This window comes from Paenibacillus sp. J22R67 (genome assembly GCF_059692175.1).
This window is the reverse complement of record NZ_JCAUAX010000002.1, coordinates 792,797-809,599: the sequence shown is the minus strand read 5'-3', so window position 1 is coordinate 809,599 and position 16,803 is coordinate 792,797. Positions and strand designations below refer to the sequence as shown.

The 16,803-nt window shown below is 46.2% G+C and carries 16 protein-coding genes; 12 read left to right on the top strand and 4 right to left on the bottom strand.

The window, feature by feature from the left end:
• Positions 1 to 174: 174 nt before the first annotated feature.
• The 4 genes from AC58VC_RS09885 (at position 175) to AC58VC_RS09870 (ending at position 3,785) form a co-directional block, all read left to right on the top strand.
• The gene (locus AC58VC_RS09885) at positions 175 to 2,163 is read left to right on the top strand and encodes a sensor domain-containing diguanylate cyclase (protein ID WP_497368613.1); all 1,989 of its coding nucleotides are present in this window, start codon (positions 175 to 177) and stop codon (positions 2,161 to 2,163) included.
• 284 nt (positions 2,164 to 2,447) lie between these two features.
• Positions 2,448 to 3,014: a TVP38/TMEM64 family protein gene (locus tag AC58VC_RS09880; RefSeq protein ID WP_497368612.1), complete on the top strand. Its 567-nt coding sequence runs from the start codon at positions 2,448 to 2,450 to the stop codon at positions 3,012 to 3,014.
• Between the two features lie 112 nt (positions 3,015 to 3,126).
• Positions 3,127 to 3,375 (top strand): HPr family phosphocarrier protein, encoded by a 249-nt coding sequence (locus AC58VC_RS09875; RefSeq protein WP_127452161.1) that lies wholly within the window; start codon positions 3,127 to 3,129, stop codon positions 3,373 to 3,375.
• A gap of 122 nt (positions 3,376 to 3,497) precedes the next feature.
• Positions 3,498 to 3,785 (top strand): Fpa/YlaN family protein, encoded by a 288-nt coding sequence (locus AC58VC_RS09870; RefSeq protein ID WP_028558177.1) that lies wholly within the window; start codon positions 3,498 to 3,500, stop codon positions 3,783 to 3,785.
• A gap of 55 nt (positions 3,786 to 3,840) precedes the next feature.
• Here AC58VC_RS09870 and cax read toward each other — a convergent pair whose 3' ends face one another.
• Positions 3,841 to 4,887, bottom strand: coding sequence for a calcium/proton exchanger (gene cax / locus AC58VC_RS09865; protein ID WP_497368611.1), 1,047 nt, complete (start codon positions 4,885 to 4,887; stop codon positions 3,841 to 3,843).
• Positions 4,888 to 5,086: 199 nt separating this feature from the next.
• On the opposite strand from cax, the gene AC58VC_RS09860 reads away from it, so the two are divergent.
• Positions 5,087 to 5,467 (top strand): Asp23/Gls24 family envelope stress response protein, encoded by a 381-nt coding sequence (locus AC58VC_RS09860; protein ID WP_497368610.1) that lies wholly within the window; start codon positions 5,087 to 5,089, stop codon positions 5,465 to 5,467.
• A gap of 30 nt (positions 5,468 to 5,497) precedes the next feature.
• On the opposite strand, the gene ftsW is transcribed toward AC58VC_RS09860, so the two are convergent.
• Together ftsW and AC58VC_RS09850 are read right to left on the bottom strand one after the other, a co-directional pair.
• Entirely contained in the window at positions 5,498 to 6,646 is a 1,149-nt protein-coding gene (gene ftsW, locus AC58VC_RS09855; RefSeq protein WP_497368609.1) for a putative lipid II flippase FtsW, read from the bottom strand.
• A gap of 13 nt (positions 6,647 to 6,659) precedes the next feature.
• A complete protein-coding gene (locus AC58VC_RS09850; RefSeq protein ID WP_497368608.1) occupies positions 6,660 to 7,007 on the bottom strand; it encodes a YugN family protein in 348 nt (115 codons plus the stop codon).
• Positions 7,008 to 7,211: 204 nt separating this feature from the next.
• Here AC58VC_RS09850 and AC58VC_RS09845 point away from each other — a divergent pair, with 204 nt between their 5' ends.
• The 7 genes from AC58VC_RS09845 (at position 7,212) to AC58VC_RS09815 (ending at position 15,745) form a co-directional block, all read left to right on the top strand.
• Positions 7,212 to 8,381, top strand: a complete 1,170-nt coding sequence (locus AC58VC_RS09845; protein WP_497368607.1) for a M20 family metallopeptidase — start codon at positions 7,212 to 7,214, stop codon at positions 8,379 to 8,381.
• A 63-nt stretch (positions 8,382 to 8,444) separates the two neighbouring features.
• Complete coding sequence (locus tag AC58VC_RS09840; protein WP_497368606.1) at positions 8,445 to 8,885, top strand: CBS domain-containing protein; 441 nt, start codon at positions 8,445 to 8,447, stop codon at positions 8,883 to 8,885.
• Between the two features lie 175 nt (positions 8,886 to 9,060).
• Positions 9,061 to 10,221 (top strand): Gfo/Idh/MocA family protein, encoded by a 1,161-nt coding sequence (locus tag AC58VC_RS09835; RefSeq protein ID WP_497368605.1) that lies wholly within the window; start codon positions 9,061 to 9,063, stop codon positions 10,219 to 10,221.
• 57 nt (positions 10,222 to 10,278) lie between these two features.
• The gene (locus tag AC58VC_RS09830) at positions 10,279 to 11,352 is read left to right on the top strand and encodes a Gfo/Idh/MocA family protein (RefSeq protein ID WP_497368604.1); all 1,074 of its coding nucleotides are present in this window, start codon (positions 10,279 to 10,281) and stop codon (positions 11,350 to 11,352) included.
• A gap of 134 nt (positions 11,353 to 11,486) precedes the next feature.
• On the top strand, positions 11,487 to 13,193 hold the full coding sequence (locus AC58VC_RS09825; protein ID WP_497368603.1) for a DNA repair helicase XPB: 1,707 nt from the start codon (positions 11,487 to 11,489) through the stop codon (positions 13,191 to 13,193).
• On the top strand, positions 13,183 to 15,213 hold the full coding sequence (locus AC58VC_RS09820) for a helicase-associated domain-containing protein (protein ID WP_497368602.1): 2,031 nt from the start codon (positions 13,183 to 13,185) through the stop codon (positions 15,211 to 15,213). The genes AC58VC_RS09825 and AC58VC_RS09820 overlap by 11 nt, the downstream gene beginning before the upstream one ends.
• Positions 15,214 to 15,295: 82 nt before the next feature.
• Positions 15,296 to 15,745 carry a YlbF family regulator gene (locus tag AC58VC_RS09815; RefSeq protein WP_161405929.1) on the top strand — a complete coding sequence of 150 codons (450 nt, stop codon included), beginning with the start codon at positions 15,296 to 15,298 and terminating at the stop codon, positions 15,743 to 15,745.
• Positions 15,746 to 15,751: 6 nt separating this feature from the next.
• Here AC58VC_RS09815 and AC58VC_RS09810 read toward each other — a convergent pair whose 3' ends face one another.
• Positions 15,752 to 16,756 carry an asparaginase gene (locus tag AC58VC_RS09810; protein WP_497368601.1) on the bottom strand — a complete coding sequence of 335 codons (1,005 nt, stop codon included), beginning with the start codon at positions 16,754 to 16,756 and terminating at the stop codon, positions 15,752 to 15,754.
• Between the last annotated feature and the right edge of the window lie 47 nt (positions 16,757 to 16,803).

Here is a 16,803-nt window from a genome sequence, read left to right as displayed (position 1 = left end):
AAATCATGTTGTTACTCGACTTCTAATTTTATTAAAAAGCGGGGCAAGTGTCAAGTCTCAATCCGTCAGAACAAATTGAAAATGTCGTGCAATAACAGTCGAAAAATAGTATGATAAATGAGGTAACATTTAGCCTGGATCAAAAGGACTATAGTTTGTTAGTGAGGAGAGCCTATGAGTGAACCACTTCGTAGTATGAAACAACATAGCCCGGCAGAGCACTTCGAAGAGTTTCTTCGCCAAGGACTTGTTCTTTCTAGCAACTTTTCCTATGGAGAATTCAATTCTGATCAAGCGCTGCAGGATGCGTTTGAGTATTGGGTTTATCAATTTGGACAAGCGATGCTACCGCACCAAACCGCACTGTTGTGCGTAAATAGGGATCTTCGTGTCATGAATGCCTGTTTAAATAAAGCCCCGTTTATGGATGAATACTCGCAAACAGGCATGTCTTGGAACTATGCTGAGCGGGATGACAATCCTCTAGCAAGGTGTTTCGCAATTCCCCAATTACATGTAATGACTGACGAAGAAATGAACATTTCTAGGCAGAACTCTATAGTAGCTGCCGCCATTCCAATCTTGGACCGACAAAAACAACCCATTGCCTATCTGGGACTATTCTCCCATTTTCTTACAGAGCCTAAAGAACTTATTCAATTGCTTTACACCTTATCATTCTCATTCCTTAGTTGTGTACAAAGCATTGAGGATCGTCGCAGATACGACCAACTGCTGCTCCAAAATCAACAAAGAGAGCTTGATTTTAAAAAGCATGACATATTGTTTGAGGCGTCTAAGAAGCTGCATGCCAAAATCGATGTTGACTCCGTGCTGACTGAGGCAATTGAATGCATGTACCGCGTATACCCTCATATTCAAGTCGATCTGTTGCTTTCACAAGATAATGATTCAACGAATCTCTCCGTCAAACCCTTGAATTTTCAGAGTATAGAGAATGACATATGTACACGTGCTTTTATGGAAAGCACCGTGGTCTTTGAACCGACTAAGGGCAGCGAAGGGCCAAGTACGGGCAAAGTAGCGGCGCCGTTATCCGGTAAGCAGGGCGTGTACGGCGTCTTATATATGCAATTTGAGCATGATTTGATTACTGCCACCGATTTACAATTCATCTCATTGCTTGCGGATACAGCAGGCTCTGCATTTGAGAATGCGAAGCTGTATGAGCAGTCTAACGTCATGATTAATGAACTTCGTTTAATTAATGAAATCACCAAACAACTTAATCAGAGCTTGCGGTTGAACGAAATTTTCAACTCGGCTTCCAGTGAGATTTTAAGTATCTTCGGCGCTGATTTCAGCTGCATTTTGCAAACGGATCAAGATTCGGACAAATTAATTGTACAAGCAACGAATTTACCTGCGTTGTTCCATGAGATTTTTACAATGGACCAAGGCTTCTCCGGTCAAATCTACAGGACGAAAGAACCGGTTATCATTTCGGACTATCTGGCAACCAATAAGGTGAGCTCGAAGATCATGCAGTTAAGCAGCTCCAGGTCGCTCATCGGATCGCCAATTTTAGTGAACGGCCGCGTAGAGGGTGTCATTCTCGTGGCGCATAGCAAGCCGAATTTCTTTTCCTATGATAACTATAAATTGCTGCAAGTGCTTTCCGGACATATAGGTTTGGCCATGACGAATGCTTCTTTGCATGCAGAAGTGAAACGGATGGTTATCACGGACAATTTAACCGGACTCTATGCTCGTCACTATTTGGATGAGCAAGCGAATTTGTTGCAAAAGAAGGATTTCTGCGGCTCGCTAATCGTTGTAGATATCGACAATTTCAAACGTATTAATGATACACATGGCCATCAAATTGGTGATAAAATATTGATTCAGGTGAGCCAAATTATTAAGACCTGTATTCGCGAGAGCGACATCGCGGCTAGATGGGGTGGAGAAGAGCTCGCCGTTTACTTGCCTCAGGTTGCCAAAGATCAGACGATTCGGATTGCAGAGCGGATACGTTCAAGAGTCCTTAAGGAAACGAGTCCTCAGGTTACAGTTTCCTGCGGGGTATCGGATTGGAACTGGGAAGAGGACAAGATTAGTGTCGAATCTTTGTTCTATCGGGCAGATATGGCGCTGTATCAAGCTAAAAATAGTGGGCGTAACCAAATTAAAGTTGGTTAGCTCTCGGCGAAAACCACTTGTCGATGGATGGGTGGTTTTTGCTTTTCATAACGTTGCAATAATAGGGCAGACTAGCTTCAGACGCGCATACTTTTGCCCTACTTTTCTCTTCCTGAACTAACGGTAACATGTTACAATGGTTTGGTTAAGGGAAGGATGGTCGAAATTTGTCAGTGGCTAACAGAAAGCGGATACTTTCAATTCTAATTATTTTAGTTTTAGTCGTTTTTTTGGTTTATTTTTTCTTTTTTAACCCCATAGGCATTAAACTCGCGCACAGCAATATGAGACAGCTGTCTGATCATTTGAGGGATCTTGGCTGGCCCGGTAAAATCATCGGAATGGTTTTGATATTTGCTCAAACCTTTTTTCCCTTTATTCCGTTTGTGCTGGTAGCCGGGACGAATGTTGCGATTTTTGGGATTAAAGTAGGATTTTTCGTGAACTATATCATGTCCTGCTTAGGAGCAATTGCCTCTTTTTATTTTGCTCGTTACTATGGACATGCTTGGGTTGAGAAGAAATTAGAACGATTTCCGCTTGTTACTCAGTTCAGCCGCCGCATGGAGCAGCGTGGATTTATCTATGTGCTATTAGGCAGATTGATTCCGATTTTACCGTCATCGGCAATTAACTTTGCTGCAGGACTCACTAGAATACGGTTTACGCAATTTCTATGGGGCACATTAATTGGGAAACTTCCAATCGTTTTTTTAGAGTCCATGATTGCTCACGATTTATTTCATTTTCACAAATATAAAGGAAGACTTCTCCTTCTGCTTGGTATTTTAGTCGTTTTAATTCTGATTGGTAATGGCGTGAAGCGGGTGCTGACGCCCAAGTCGAAATAGGAACGTGTTGGAGAATGCAGGAAATTTTCTAGTTGCGCTTTGTCACCTATCCAAGTTATCATATAGAAAGCAAGGCGACCAACTCATATGTTAATAAATGGAGGAATGAAATATGCCAAGTGCTAATAACGCCGCAATTGTTGAAATTTCACAAACAGCTAATAAATTTAGATCATCCATCGTTCTCCAATATGATAATAAGTATATCGATGTGAAAAGTATTTTGGGGTTGTTCACAACGCTGCTTAGCTCCAGCAAATATGATTTGCATGTTCATGGTCCAGACGAGCAAGAAGCGAAAGTCGCTATGGCGGAAGTTTTCGCTAAACATGACCTAGGAGTTAACGTTGTAGAAGACTAGTTTAATGGCTTTAGAAGGTACTCTCAGAATCTCTGAGGGTACCTTCTCTTGTATATTGGAGCAATTTCGCTTAATATAGATACATATAAGGACGGATGACTATGCGTATAGGGGGAAGTGGAATGTCTTCATCTGATCTGTTGTTGGACATGAATCAAAAAGCGCTTAATCTTCTTCAAGAAGATGCAGATAAAATCGAAAAGCTGATCGAAGTACAAATGGAAAATTTGACAACACGTCAATGCCCGTTGTATGAAGAGGTTCTAGATACGCAAATGTACGGTCTGTCTAGAGAAATTGATTTTGCCATTCGGGCGGGACTTATTTCCGAAATGCCAGGCAAGCAAATTCTCAATAAGCTTGAACGTAACCTTGCTCAGCTATATGAAGCGCTGAATAACAAAAAGTAACCCATCATGCGGGTTACTTTTTTTGTTAGGCTATGTAGTGGGCATTAAGTGAACGTTAGACGAGGAAGAATACGACGCCTAGGATGATGTAGACAAAGAGCAGCAGGAGACCTTCATACCAATTGGTTGAACCATCCTGCGTAATCGATTTGGTTATGAAGACGGCTACCCCGATGGCGGCAATCTCATAGGTCGTGAATACGATATTCATTGGCGTGCCGCTCATGAAGAAGCTGATCAATACTAGCACTGGAGCTACGAATAGCGCAATTTGCAAAGAGCTGCCGATGGCAATTTCGACGGCTGCACCCATTTTATTTTTCATCGCCATCATGACGGCTGCGCTGTGTTCGGCAGCATTTCCGATAATCGCTACAAGGAAGGCCCCGACGAAGAGCTCTGAGAATCCGAATTTGTGAGTAACTTCATCTAAGGTGCCGACCAGCCACTCACTCGTGAAAGCAACCATCACGGTGGATAGAACTAGGAAGAGAATAGAAGTTGATTTGGACCAAGCGGCCTCTCCGTGTTCAATGGCTTCATCAGAAAGCACGCTTTTGTGAGTAACCATGGAGAATAGAAGCCAGAGCAGGTAGGCGGCTATAAGTATAATCGATACAATCATGCTCATATTGGTTGTCTCACTAGTCGTTAAGCCTCCTGAGAAAATCGCAGGAATGAAAAGCGCGACGACGCCTAGAATCATCAAGGACGAATTGTGAGAAGCCAGCTTTACGTTAAACGTTTGCTCTTTGAATTTGAGTCCACCTGCAAAAATACTAAGCCCGAGTACTAGCAGGAGATTCCCGATGATAGCCCCTGTAAGGCTGGCCTTAACGATATCGTACAAGCCGTCCTTCACAAGGAAGATGGCAATGATAAGCTCGGCTGCATTGCCAAACGTGGCGTTAAGGAATCCACCAACCCGTTCGCCAGCATAATGGGCCACACTTTCAGTCGCTTTGCCTAGGAACCCGGCGACAAAAATAATCGCGATACAGGCAATGACGAATTGCAGGGTTGTATCCATATGGGCGTAGTGCGCAATCCCTGTCAATACAAAAGAAATGATTAAACCCGCATAAAACAATTTACCTTTCAATGTACAACCTCCGAGTCTTGAAATATTGGTACTTTTTTACTTCTTTTTACTATACCCACTTTGCCCGATAAAGTAAATTCGATTTGGACATTTGCAGCAGTTCTTGCTTTCATCTATTGAACTTATTACAATAGATTTATACCAGAGTGGAGAAGTTTGGCATTCCATTCAAAGAACCCTATAATAGGAGTTGATCCATATGTCCGAAGACAATCAAACCGGTTTAATTCGTATTTCTGATGATGTAGTATCCACTATAGCAGGTCTTGCAGCTCTTGAAACAGCTGGCATAGCAGGAATGTCAGGTGGCATTTCAGAAGGCTTAGCTAAGCGCTTGAGCGGTAAAAACGTGCAACGAGGCGTATCAGTAGAGGTAGGCCAAGTGGAAGCGGCCATCGATTTACGCGTTATCGTCAATTACGGTTCCCGTATTCAGGATGTATGCAGGGATCTCCAAGAGAACGTTCGGGAAGCTGTCGAAAATATGACAGGCTTAAATGTGGTTGAAGTGAACGTTAAAGTAGAAGGCGTTGCTTTCAAAGAAGATGAAGCACTAGACGATCCTAATCGTGTAAAATAGAAAAAAGACCCAATCGAAGTTTCCTGTCGATTAGGGTCTTTTTTTGGTAGCAGGTTCTTCTTTGCGTGTTTGTTCCCGAGATATGCTAAGTATAATACCCATACTGATCAGTGAGACCATCATAGAAGATCCCCCGGCTGATATAAACGGAAGGGTTACCCCGGTTAGAGGGATGGTTCCTGTGACGCCTCCAATATTAACAAAGGCTTGAAAGCCGAACATCACCATGATACCGACTCCCGCAAGCATGCCGAACATATCCGGACAGCGAACAGCAATAAGGATACCCCGCCAAATGAAGAAAACGAAAACAAGAATAAATAGAGCACTTCCTATGAATCCTAATTCCTCACCGATAATAGCAAAAATAAAATCGTTATGGGCTTCAGGTAAGTAGTGAAGTTTCTGGATGCCTTGTCCAAAGCCAGCCCCGCGCAAGCCGCCATGTCCAAATGCGTATAAGGATTGGACAACTTGATGACCAGAGCCCTGGGGGTCTGAAAAAGGATCTAGAAACGAAGTCAAACGGTCTATTCGATAGTTAGTGCCCTTGGCACCGCCTTTTAACATGTAAAGGGCTATACCGATTGCACCAAGGGTCAGTAAGCTTGTCCCCAGTAAAAAGATGTGCTTCAAATTTGAACCGCCAACCATAATCACAATGGCCGAGCAAATAAAAAGAATCATGCATGAACCAAAATCCGGTTGGAGCATGATCAAGAAACAGACGAAGCCGACAACAATTAAGGCAGGGAGCAGTCCCTTTTTGAAATTGCGGAATTTTTCGTCCTTGTTGCTGATTAATGAAGCCAGATACAGGATGACAATCAACTTGGCGAACTCTGTTGGCTGAATGCCGAACTTACCAAGCGTGTACCAACTGCTGGCTCCGTTAGCTTTGGTTGTGAAGATAACGAAGATTAAGGCAATCACGATAAAGAAGAACGCAGGGATGACAAGCTTTTTGAGCTTCGTGTAATGGAGATTCATGCAAAAGAGCATGCCGATAGTTCCAATTCCGACTGCAATTAGCTGCTTTTTCGTGAATGCCCAGGGATCTCCATAATAGGCGCTTGTCATCGAGCTTGCACTGAAAACCATGGCCAGACCGAAGCATACAAGTACAAAGGTTAATAGAAGCAGCAGAAAATCCGGCGTTCCTCTTCGAGGTGGATTCATGCTGTATCCTCGCCTAGTCCGCCAACGCTTGCTTCAGCTGATCCAATTTTTGTTTGGAAAGTTTGAGCACGGATTCAGGAACTGGTGAATCGTAGTCCAAACCATGTGGGAATGTTTCTCTACCTATGTATGCATCCTCTAGAAACAAAATCGCGTAAGGAGATTCCAGTTTGCCCGATTCTACACGTGCATTGACACGTAAGAAGTACACGGAATTACTTGCTTTATCTTCCATTTTGAAATCATAAGTAGCACGAGTGTATTCCCACTGCCAGCGCACGAAACCAAGCTTCGTCGTTACTTCATCCAGGTGAGCCAAATCGCTTTTTAAGCCTTTTAGGCCAGTTGCTTCAATAATCACTTATAACGCCTCCATATTGTACGTATGCATTCTTTATTCATGATAGTATGTTTCCAAAGGTTCTGCAAGTCGATAGCTTCGTCTAATTTCTAATATTTGATGGCACTTTGGAGATGAAACTGGAGCATTAATTTGGTAGAATAGGTTCAATCACTAAGGCAAATAGGAAATACCAAGATATAAGGACGAGCGGAGGATTTATCTATGATTGATTTTCAAGCGGACTTACAAGCCATTTATGAAGAAATGGTTGGCTGGAGGCGCTATCTGCATCAAAACCCTGAGCTCTCCTTCCATGAATACCAGACGGCTGATTTCGTAGCGACTCACCTTCGCAGTTGGGATATCGAAGTTCGTCAAGGTGTTGGCGGCAACGGAGTTGTCGGTCTGCTTCGCGGCAGTGGAGAAGGGCCAACCGTTGCTCTGCGAGCCGATATGGATGCTCTTCCTATTCAAGATGAGAAAGACTGCTCGTATACGTCACTCACCAAAGGAGTTATGCATGCGTGCGGACATGATGCCCACACATCAACACTGCTCGGAATCGCGAAGATAGCGAGTAAGCACCGGGCTGAGCTGAAAGGAAATCTGGTTTTTCTGTTCCAGCATGCCGAGGAAATCACTCCTGGCGGGGCAGACTCCATGATCCAAGATGGAGCGCTTGAAGGTGTAGATGCTGTGTTTGGCGTGCATTTGTGGACACCATTCCCAGTAGGCAACGTTTACTCCAAAGCAGGTCCCTTAATGGCAGCTCCTGACGAATTTATGATTCAGATTCAAGGTAAAGGCGGTCACGGCGGATTGCCTCATCAAACCATTGACAGCATCTACGTTGCCTCGCAATTAGTCGTGAATCTGCAATCGATTGTAAGCCGTCAGGTAGATCCGATCGAACCATGCGTAGTAAGTATCGGTTCCTTTCACGGAGGGACGAGCTTCAATGTCATTGCAGAAACGAGTGCGTTAAGCGGGACTGTTAGGACTTTTAACGCAGAGCTTAGACAAGATGTCAAGCAGCGTATCGAGCGGATGGTGCATGCCACTTGCGAGATGTTCGGAGCTGCCTACGAAATTGATTACAAGCTGGGCTATCCAACGGTAGTTAATGATGTGAACGAAGCTCAACGATTCTTTAAGGTAGGTACTGCCTTATTTGGGGCAGAAGCTACGCATGAATCTCCACTTATTATGGCCGGAGAAGACTTCTCTTATTATTTGCACCATAGACCGGGGTGTTACATGTTTGTAGGCGCGGGTAATGTAGAAGCGGGCATTATTCATCCGCATCATCATCCTAAATTTGATATCGATGAGAAGTCCATGCTGCATGCAGCTAATTTGCTATTAGGAATGGCTTTGGATTATATGGCATGAATGCCGTCACCCCTTTGGAGAATGCTATGTCTGTAAGACAACTCTAGGGGAGGGATCGTTGATATGGCTGGTAAAACAGTTCGAGAGATTATGAGTAAAGATTGCGTGACAGTGACTTTGCAGGATAATGTATACGAAATTGCTTTGAAAATGAAACAGCACGATATCGGATTCGTTGCCGTTGTAGACGGTAAAAAGCTAATTGGTGTTGTTACCGACCGAGATTTGGTCGTTCGCGGATATGCGGAAAAGCATTCAGGTTCTACGGCCGTTGAGCAGGTGATAACGAAGGATGTCGCAACTATAGATCCGAATACTTCAATTGAAGAAGCAGCTAAAATAATGGCGAAAAATCAAATCCGCCGACTGCCGGTTGTTGAGAACGGTGAGCTCGTGGGCATCGTAGCCATCGGGGATTTGGCTGTGCGCGGCAGTTTCGAAGATGAAGCTGGTCAAGCACTTGGCAAAATCTCTTCCGATAAAACGCCGGTCGGAGCTAGATAAAAGGCATATTCTGAGTAATTTGGACCGGGAACCCGGTCCTTTTTGCTTGGCTAAAATAGCGTTTCTGTCAAAGTTCGCAATAAGGTAGTCAATCTGCGACAAGATGCGAACGCATAAATATGCTACATTGGTAACGTGTTCAATTTTGAATCTGACAAGAAAAAGGTGATTACATATGGAGAAGGTTAGGATTGGTATTATCGGTCTGGGCAATATGGGAACTGGACATGCCAAATATTTGGTGAAGAACGAAGTAAAAGGCGCTGAGTTAACAGCTATATGTGAATTCAGAGCGGATCGTTTGGAGTGGGCGAAAGAAAACCTAAGTCAGGACATCCAATTATTCGACAATCTTGATGCATTCCTGAACTCAGGCGTCATTGATAGCGTACTGATTGCGACTCCACACTATGACCATCCCGAAGTAGCGATAAAAGCTTTTAAAGCTGGACTTCATGTTTTGTGTGAGAAACCAGCTGGCGTTTATACGAAACAAGTTCGTCAAATGAATGAGGCAGCTAAAGAGTCAGGCAAAGTATTCAGCATGATGTATAACCAACGTACTAATCCTTTATATAAAAAGCTAAAAGATTTGGTGGAATCTGGTGAACTCGGCGAAATCCGCAGAACAAACTGGATCATTACCAACTGGTATAGATCCCAAAGCTACTACGATTCAGGCGGCTGGCGCGCAACATGGGCTGGTGAAGGTGGTGGCGTTCTTATTAACCAGGACCCGCATCAGCTTGATTTGTGGCAGTGGACGATTGACATGATGCCGAAGCGTGTTCGCGCATTTTGTTACTTCGGGAAGCACCGCAATATCGAGGTTGAAGACGATGTAACAGCATTCGTTGAGTACGAGAACGGCGCAACAGGGTTGTTCGTTACAACGACAGGGGAAGCTCCTGGAACAAATCGTTTTGAGATTTCCGGTGATCGCGGCAAAATTGTTATTGAAGATGGCAAGCTGACATTCTGGCGTTTGCGCGTTTCCGAAAGAGAATTTAACGAAACGTTCAAAGGCGGATTCGGTCAACCAGAATGCTGGAAAATCGACATCCCAATCGAAGGCAAAGAAACAAGTCACATGGGGATTACACAAAACTTCGTGGATGCAATCCTACACGGTACGCCACTTGTTGCTCCAGGCGAAGAAGGCATCAAAGGCTTAATGCTTTCCAATGCGATGCTGTTATCTACTTGGACAGACAACTGGGTTGATCTGCCGATTGACGAAGAGCTTTTCGAACAACATTTGCAGGACAAAATCAAGAATTCCACAGTTAACAAAGAAGCCGGATATAAGACGTTCGACGTTTCCGCTTCAAGATAAATCATACAAACCATTGACCCTGTCGAAACATGGGTAAGATCGTGGAGGAATTCGGATATGCAAAAAAGCGATGGAATGAATTATGCACCAAAAGGTAAGCCGAACATCGTCGTGCAAAAAGGGGAGTTCGTCTTCGCAGCTATTGCCTTAGATCATGGTCATATCTATGGGATGTGTAATGGTTTGCTGGAAGCTGGAGCAGAACTGAAGTGGGTCTATGACCAAGATCCTGCGAAAGTAGCAGCTTTTATTGAGAAATACCCACAAGCGAAAGCAGCCTCTTCAGAGCAAGAAATTTTCGATGATGCTGAAGTTAAGCTGATCGCTGCGGCTGCAGTTCCGTCAGAGCGCGGACCACTAGGCATCCGGGCGATGGAGAACGGTAAAGACTACTTTACGGACAAAACACCATTTACCTCGCTGGATCAGCTTGCTGCTGCCAAAGCGAAGGTAGAAGAGACTGGCCGTAAATATGCGGTTTACTTCAGTGAGCGTCTGCACGTAGAAAGCGCTGTATTTGCTGGACAGTTGATTGAAGAAGGCGCTATCGGGCGCGTTGTACAAGTGATCGGACTTGGACCACACCGACTGGGTGCTGCAGGCCGACCGGGTTGGTTTTTCGAAAAAGATAAGTATGGCGGTATTCTGTGTGATATCGGCTCTCATCAAATCGAACAATTTCTGCATTACGCGGGATGTAAAGATGCTACCGTTGTAAGCAGTAAAGTAGCTAACTACCATGCGAAGGATTATCCGGAGCTGGAGGATTTCGGTGACGCTACGCTCGTTGGGGATAACGGGGCAACGAACTATTTCCGTGTGGACTGGCTGACACCGAGCGGTCTTGGGACATGGGGAGACGGACGTACGCTGATTCTGGGGACAGAAGGATATATTGAGCTTCGTAAATATATTGACATCGCGCGTGACCCGCAAGGAGATCAGTTGTATCTGGTCAATCAGCAAGGGGAGAAACACTACAGTCTTCATGGACAAGTAGGCTTTCCTTTCTTTGGCCAATTGATCCTTGATTGTATCAATCGGACAGAGAATGCGATGACGCAGGCTCATACGTTCAAAGCAGCAGAGCTCTGCTTGCTTGCACAGGAGAAAGCAATTCGCGTTGAATAGAGGTTATCAAACGGGTAGTCTGGCGATCGTCGCCGGGCTGCCCGTTTGGTTTGTTCATGAATAAAACGAACAAGCCAAGTAGGTTTAAATCCCTTCCTTTCTTTTCATACTAGTGAGAAAGGAGATGGCAACCAATGAAAGTAGATTCTACCCGTCCTCTGATCGTACAAAGCGACTTGTCTGTCTTATTGGAGACGCATCATCCTGAATTTGAGTCGGTTCGGGGAGTTCTCTCCCGTTTCGCGGATCTCATCAAAAGCCCGGAGCATCTGCACATGTATCGGATTACACCGTTATCGCTGTGGAATGCAACGGCTGCAGGTATGCCAATTGAACAAATGTCGGCTTGCCTTCAGCAAAATGCGAAATTCGGTGTTCCTTCCTCCGTACTTAGCGGAATTCGTAAATATGCAAACCGATATGGCATTCTGCGCATGGAAAACGTCGGCAACGAACTCTATCTCGTGAGTGACGATACGGTCATTCTGAGAGAAATTCGTGCGTATGATTCGCTGAAAAAATATTTAGAAGATACCCGCGGTGAGCGGGCTATTGCCATCTCTCCGGCTTATCGCGGCGTCTTGAAGCAGGAATTGATTAAGCTCGGTTATCCAGTTGAAGATTTGGCGGCATACCGGAGCGGTGAATTTCTTCCTATTCAGCTGCGCGATGAAGAAACAATTGAAGAGCCTTTCCAGCTGCGCGACTATCAAAAGAGTGCCGTTGATGCCTTTCATCGCATCGGAGAAGGGGGAAGCGGCGTTCTTGTGCTGCCTTGCGGGGCAGGCAAAACCGTGATTGGTATCGCCGCAATGGCAAGATGCAACTGCGCGACGTTGATTCTCACATCGAATGTCACATCTGTCAAGCAGTGGAAGCGGGAGATTTTGAGCAAAACAGGGCTTGCGGAAGACCAGGTCGGCGAATATAACGGAACGACGAAGGATGTACGGCCGGTCACTATTGCAACGTATCAAATCCTAACACATCGTGGGAAAAAGGAAGATGACTTTGCTCATATGCGTTTGTTCAGCGAAAGAGAATGGGGGCTTATCATTTATGATGAGGTACATCTTCTGCCAGCTCCTGTTTTTCGGGCTACAGCAGATATTCAGGCGACACGCAGACTCGGTTTGACCGCTACCCTAATCAGGGAAGATGGCCGAGAGGAAGATGTTTTCTCCCTAGTAGGGCCCAAGAAGTTTGATATGGCTTGGAAAGAGCTCGAGTCGCAAGGCTGGATTGCTAAAGTTACCTGCCAAGAAGTGCGTGTTCGTCTATCCGAGAGCGATCGTGACCTGTACGGAGCCTCTGGTGCTAGACAGCAATTCCGGATTGCAGGCGAAAATAGGGCCAAACAACAGGTGATAGACCACTTGCTAAGACTCCATGTCGATGAACCAACGTTAATTATTGGCCAATATATTGATCAGTTAGAACAGATTTCAGCTCATACTGGTGCGCCTATGATCAGTGGTTCTATGGCGTATGAACACAGAGAGGAACTCTATGATCAATTTAAAAAGGGGCAGCTGCCGCTCTTAATTGTCTCCAAGGTGGCTAATTTTGCAGTAGATTTGCCGGATGCCGCGGTGGCAATCCAGGTATCGGGAAGCTATGGTTCGCGGCAAGAGGAGGCTCAGCGGCTGGGGCGCATTCTTCGCCCGAAGAGCAGTGGTGCGAATGCAGCCGTATTTTATTCAATTATCAGCGAAGATACGAAAGAGCAGGACTTTGCCATGAAACGTCAACTGTTTCTGGTCGAGCAAGGGTATGAATACCGCATTACACGTTGGAGTCCTGAGACGAAAGATCGAAAAGGAGAGCAGCATGAGATATGAGCATGTAGTAAGTCGAATGCCGGAGGCACTGAAGCAGCTTATTTCTAGCCAAACTTGGTGTTCTTCTTACATCAAAGAAGGAGTCGGATTGCCTGATCTGCTGACTGATCGGAAATATCTCCTAAAACTGCTGTCCCATCTGTCCGTGGATGAGAAAAACACACTCCGCCTTGTTCTTTCCGCATTTGGCTGTGAATCGTTCACGAGCGCTGCGCTTGAAAAGCAAGCTGGCCTCCGAATGGCAGGCGCACAAGTCGCTATTGGCCTGGTAGGTCTTAGACGGGCAGGCGTTATTGCCGCTTTCAGCAAAACCTGGGGGGAGCAGCTTTTTGTGCTGCCTGAAGATGCTTTTGACGCCTGGCAGGGATTGCTTTTTCCTTCCGCAGTGCTTAAAACTGTTGCGGATGAAAGCACGCTAGAGTCGATGCCAGCGGGGGCTATCCAAGCGAATGGTTCACAGCAGGAAGAAGCAACCGTGCACCCGAGAGGTCTTGCTCAACAGCTCTTTCATTTTATTGTGGGCTGCTCGCAGCAGCCTTCACTTCCTCTAACCAATAAAGGGACCTTACATAAAAAACAGATATTGAAGCTCACCGAGCAACTTGCTCTTCCGAACGATCTGCTGCGTGCAGCGGGTATTACTTATGCATTCAGAGATATTTACGATGATGGTGCAGTATTAATGCTAGAAATGGCTATTCGGATGGGTTTCATTGCGGGGAATGGCAATCAGCTAGTCGTATGCAAGAACGCCTTTCTAGCATGGCTAGATGGTCCCTATGAGAGGCAGCAGAGGGCGCTTTACGGCGTTTGGAGTCAATTGCTGCTTCCTGCTCCTGTCTGGCTACAGCATGGCTTAGCGTTGATGGAGAGGGCAGAGAGAGGGCGATGGGTTGAAGTTGGCGCCGTAGTGAGAGCGATTATGGCCTGCTGCGCTGAGAGTGGTCAGATGAAAGAAGTTGATTCTCTTACTCGTGCGCTACTCTCTAGCTGGATTGCGCCGTTGTCGAGCTTCCGTTTTGTAGAGCTTGCTGCTGATAAAGAAGGCGGCATTTGGTTTCGATGGCTGATTTCACCTAAGAGCGAATGGGAAGATGAGGCTGAATTCAGCGGTGATCAGACAAATATTTTGGAAAAACAATCGAAGACTCCTTCGTTTTATGTGCAGCCTGACTTTGAAATTCTGCTGCTTCCAGATGCATCGCTTCGAACAGAATGGGAGATCGCGGCTTTCTCCGATCTTAAGCAAACAGATCATGTTCGTACTTACCGTATGACAAAAGAAGGCTTTCATCGCGCCTGGGAAATAGGGCAAAGTAGTGAAGAGATCATCTCCATGCTGCAAGAGAATGCTTATTATGAAATTCCTGAACCAGTAACTATGACCCTGCGACAATGGGGGGAGCAGATCGGCAAGGTGCATTTTGAAGAGGTAACGCTGCTTCGCTGCCGTTCGAGCGAAATTGCAGATGCCCTGCTAAGAAACGAGAAATGCCAGCCGTTTCTTAGGGATCGTATCAGCGATGCTGACTTCATCGTGCCCAAAGCACAATTGGCTCAGCTTACTAAATGTTTAGACCATATGGGATATAACCCTAAAAGCAGCCGTAAAGAGGCAAATAATTTTGGAATCAACGCTGAAAATGCCCCCGGAAATCAGACGCCCGGTTTATGTTATTCCAGAGATTCGATTCAGCTTTATGAAATGGATGCCGAGCTGCCCGAAAGAGATGGCTTGTACCCGGATATGGGGGATATTCCGTTAAGTTGGCTGCAGGATTTCCGTTCATACCATGGTTCAACGCGTAAAGAAATGATTCGCAAGGCCATTGAATGGAAGAGCTGCTTGCAGCTGCGCAAAGAGGGGCAGAGCCGCTTCATAATCCCTCGAAATCTGCGGGAAGAACGATCAGGCTGGATCTTGGAGGGACTAGAAGAACTACAAGAGATTGCATTGGCTGGTGAGGACTGGGAGGAAATGAAATTGATTTTGCCGGGCATTAATGACGAGGGTGTATAGAGAAAAGGAAGAAACTCTTGAGGAACTGTGGTATAGTAGAGATGTCAGATACTCTTTAAGAGGAAGGAAGTTGAACATAGGTATGTTACAGACAATGGAAGCAGAAACGATCGATATGTCGGCCGTTCTTATGCAGGCCTATGACATGGGTGACATGATTAATTCCTCTGCTGAAGTGGCAGATTATTTATATTGGAAGAACGCTGTTGAGAACAGTGCGGAAGTGAAACAGCTTAAAGCCGTCTTTGCAAGAAAGAAAGATGCTTTCGAAGAATGTGAGCGTTTCGGGCATTATCACCCGAGCTATCATGAAGCTTTGGCTGCTGTGAACGAGGTTCAGGACAAGTTGCATCAAGTCGAGGCTGTTCGCAGATTCAAAGAAGCGGAGGATCGCTTGGACGATTTACTGTTTACCGTATCCACGACGATCGCTCACGCTGTATCTGATTCTATCAAAGTTCCCAGCAATAACCCGCTCCCAACCGGCAAAGGATGTTCCTCGGGTGGAAGCTGCAGCGGCAATTGCGGTTAATCTATGCTACAACTGGAAATCGGGGCGGATGATTCCGACCTCGGTTCCTTGCCAGTTATGAACGGTAGGCGTATGAAAAGCAGCAAGCTGACTGCTTTCGGTCGCCGAAAGCAGATCTAACTGCTTCAGAGCTTCAACGACAGCTGGATATAGCGCTCGTTGGTTACCGTCTTCAATCTTCAGCACCAGACCCAACCCCTTTTCGGGAACCGTTAGTGCGAAAATGCCCTCAGCACCCATTTTGCCGATGATTCGGCCCTGCGTGACTTCGATTAATTGCGTATCGAAGCGATCGCTGCCTGCTAGGTATTGAGGATATTTTCGCACCGCGGCGACGATTCTCTGGCAAGCGTTTGCACGGACCTCGGGCAGCGCTTCCGGGCTTCCAAGCCTAGCGAAAGCAAGTGCGAGATGGTTGATGGGCATGCCGAATACCGGCACTCCGCAGCCGTCGATTCCGAGCTCCATCTGCGATTTCGGGATGTCGGACATGGCGCAGACCGCCTCCAGCATGAGCTGCTGCACTGGATGCTGCAGGCTCATGTATGTATCCGGCGATGCGCCGAGATGCGCACAAAGCGCCAGCATGCCTGAATGCTTGCCCGAGCAGTTGTTATGCAGCGTGGTCGGCGCTTCTCCCCGTTCGCGCATGGCCTGTGCGGTCGGCGCGTGGTAGGGCTCATGAGCACCGCACTGCAGGTGCTCGTGATGGAACCCGAGCTTGCCCAAGATACCTTGGGCAGCGCTCACGTGCTCAGCTTCCCCATTATGGGAAGCGCAGCACAAAGCAATTTCGGCATCTCCGAGGCCGAAATGATCTGCCGCGCCGGATTCGATGACCGGCAGCGCTTGTATGAGCTTCGCCGTTGAACGGGCGAAGGTTAGAAGCTGCGGGTCGCCTGCCCCGTGCAGCAGCGAGCCCTGGTTGTTAACAACCGCGAGATGAACGCGGTGAATACTTTCCGTTATGTTCCCGCGGTACACGCGGACAATGGTGTTAGAAGGCTTCATGTAAGGGTATCACTCCATACTAGGATTATTGAAAAGAGGTTGCAATC

Bases quoted from the DNA above. Each gene is read 5' to 3' on its own strand.
- AC58VC_RS09815 (WP_161405929.1), top strand. From the start codon at position 15,296: ATGTTACAGACAATGGAAGCAGAAACGATCGATATGTCGGCCGTTCTT.
- ftsW (WP_497368609.1), bottom strand. From the start codon at position 6,646: ATGAATCCACCTCGAAGAGGAACGCCGGATTTTCTGCTGCTTCTATTA.
- AC58VC_RS09840 (WP_497368606.1), top strand. From the start codon at position 8,445: ATGGCTGGTAAAACAGTTCGAGAGATTATGAGTAAAGATTGCGTGACA.
- AC58VC_RS09810 (WP_497368601.1), bottom strand. From the start codon at position 16,756: ATGAAGCCTTCTAACACCATTGTCCGCGTGTACCGCGGGAACATAACG.
- AC58VC_RS09880 (WP_497368612.1), top strand. From the start codon at position 2,448: ATGAGACAGCTGTCTGATCATTTGAGGGATCTTGGCTGGCCCGGTAAA.
- AC58VC_RS09860 (WP_497368610.1), top strand. From the start codon at position 5,087: ATGTCCGAAGACAATCAAACCGGTTTAATTCGTATTTCTGATGATGTA.
- AC58VC_RS09835 (WP_497368605.1), top strand. From the start codon at position 9,061: ATGGAGAAGGTTAGGATTGGTATTATCGGTCTGGGCAATATGGGAACT.
- AC58VC_RS09820 (WP_497368602.1), top strand. From the start codon at position 13,183: ATGAGATATGAGCATGTAGTAAGTCGAATGCCGGAGGCACTGAAGCAG.
- AC58VC_RS09870 (WP_028558177.1), top strand. From the start codon at position 3,498: ATGTCTTCATCTGATCTGTTGTTGGACATGAATCAAAAAGCGCTTAAT.
- AC58VC_RS09830 (WP_497368604.1), top strand. From the start codon at position 10,279: ATGCAAAAAAGCGATGGAATGAATTATGCACCAAAAGGTAAGCCGAAC.
- AC58VC_RS09845 (WP_497368607.1), top strand. From the start codon at position 7,212: ATGATTGATTTTCAAGCGGACTTACAAGCCATTTATGAAGAAATGGTT.
- AC58VC_RS09875 (WP_127452161.1), top strand. From the start codon at position 3,127: ATGCCAAGTGCTAATAACGCCGCAATTGTTGAAATTTCACAAACAGCT.
- AC58VC_RS09825 (WP_497368603.1), top strand. From the start codon at position 11,487: ATGAAAGTAGATTCTACCCGTCCTCTGATCGTACAAAGCGACTTGTCT.
- AC58VC_RS09885 (WP_497368613.1), top strand. From the start codon at position 175: ATGAGTGAACCACTTCGTAGTATGAAACAACATAGCCCGGCAGAGCAC.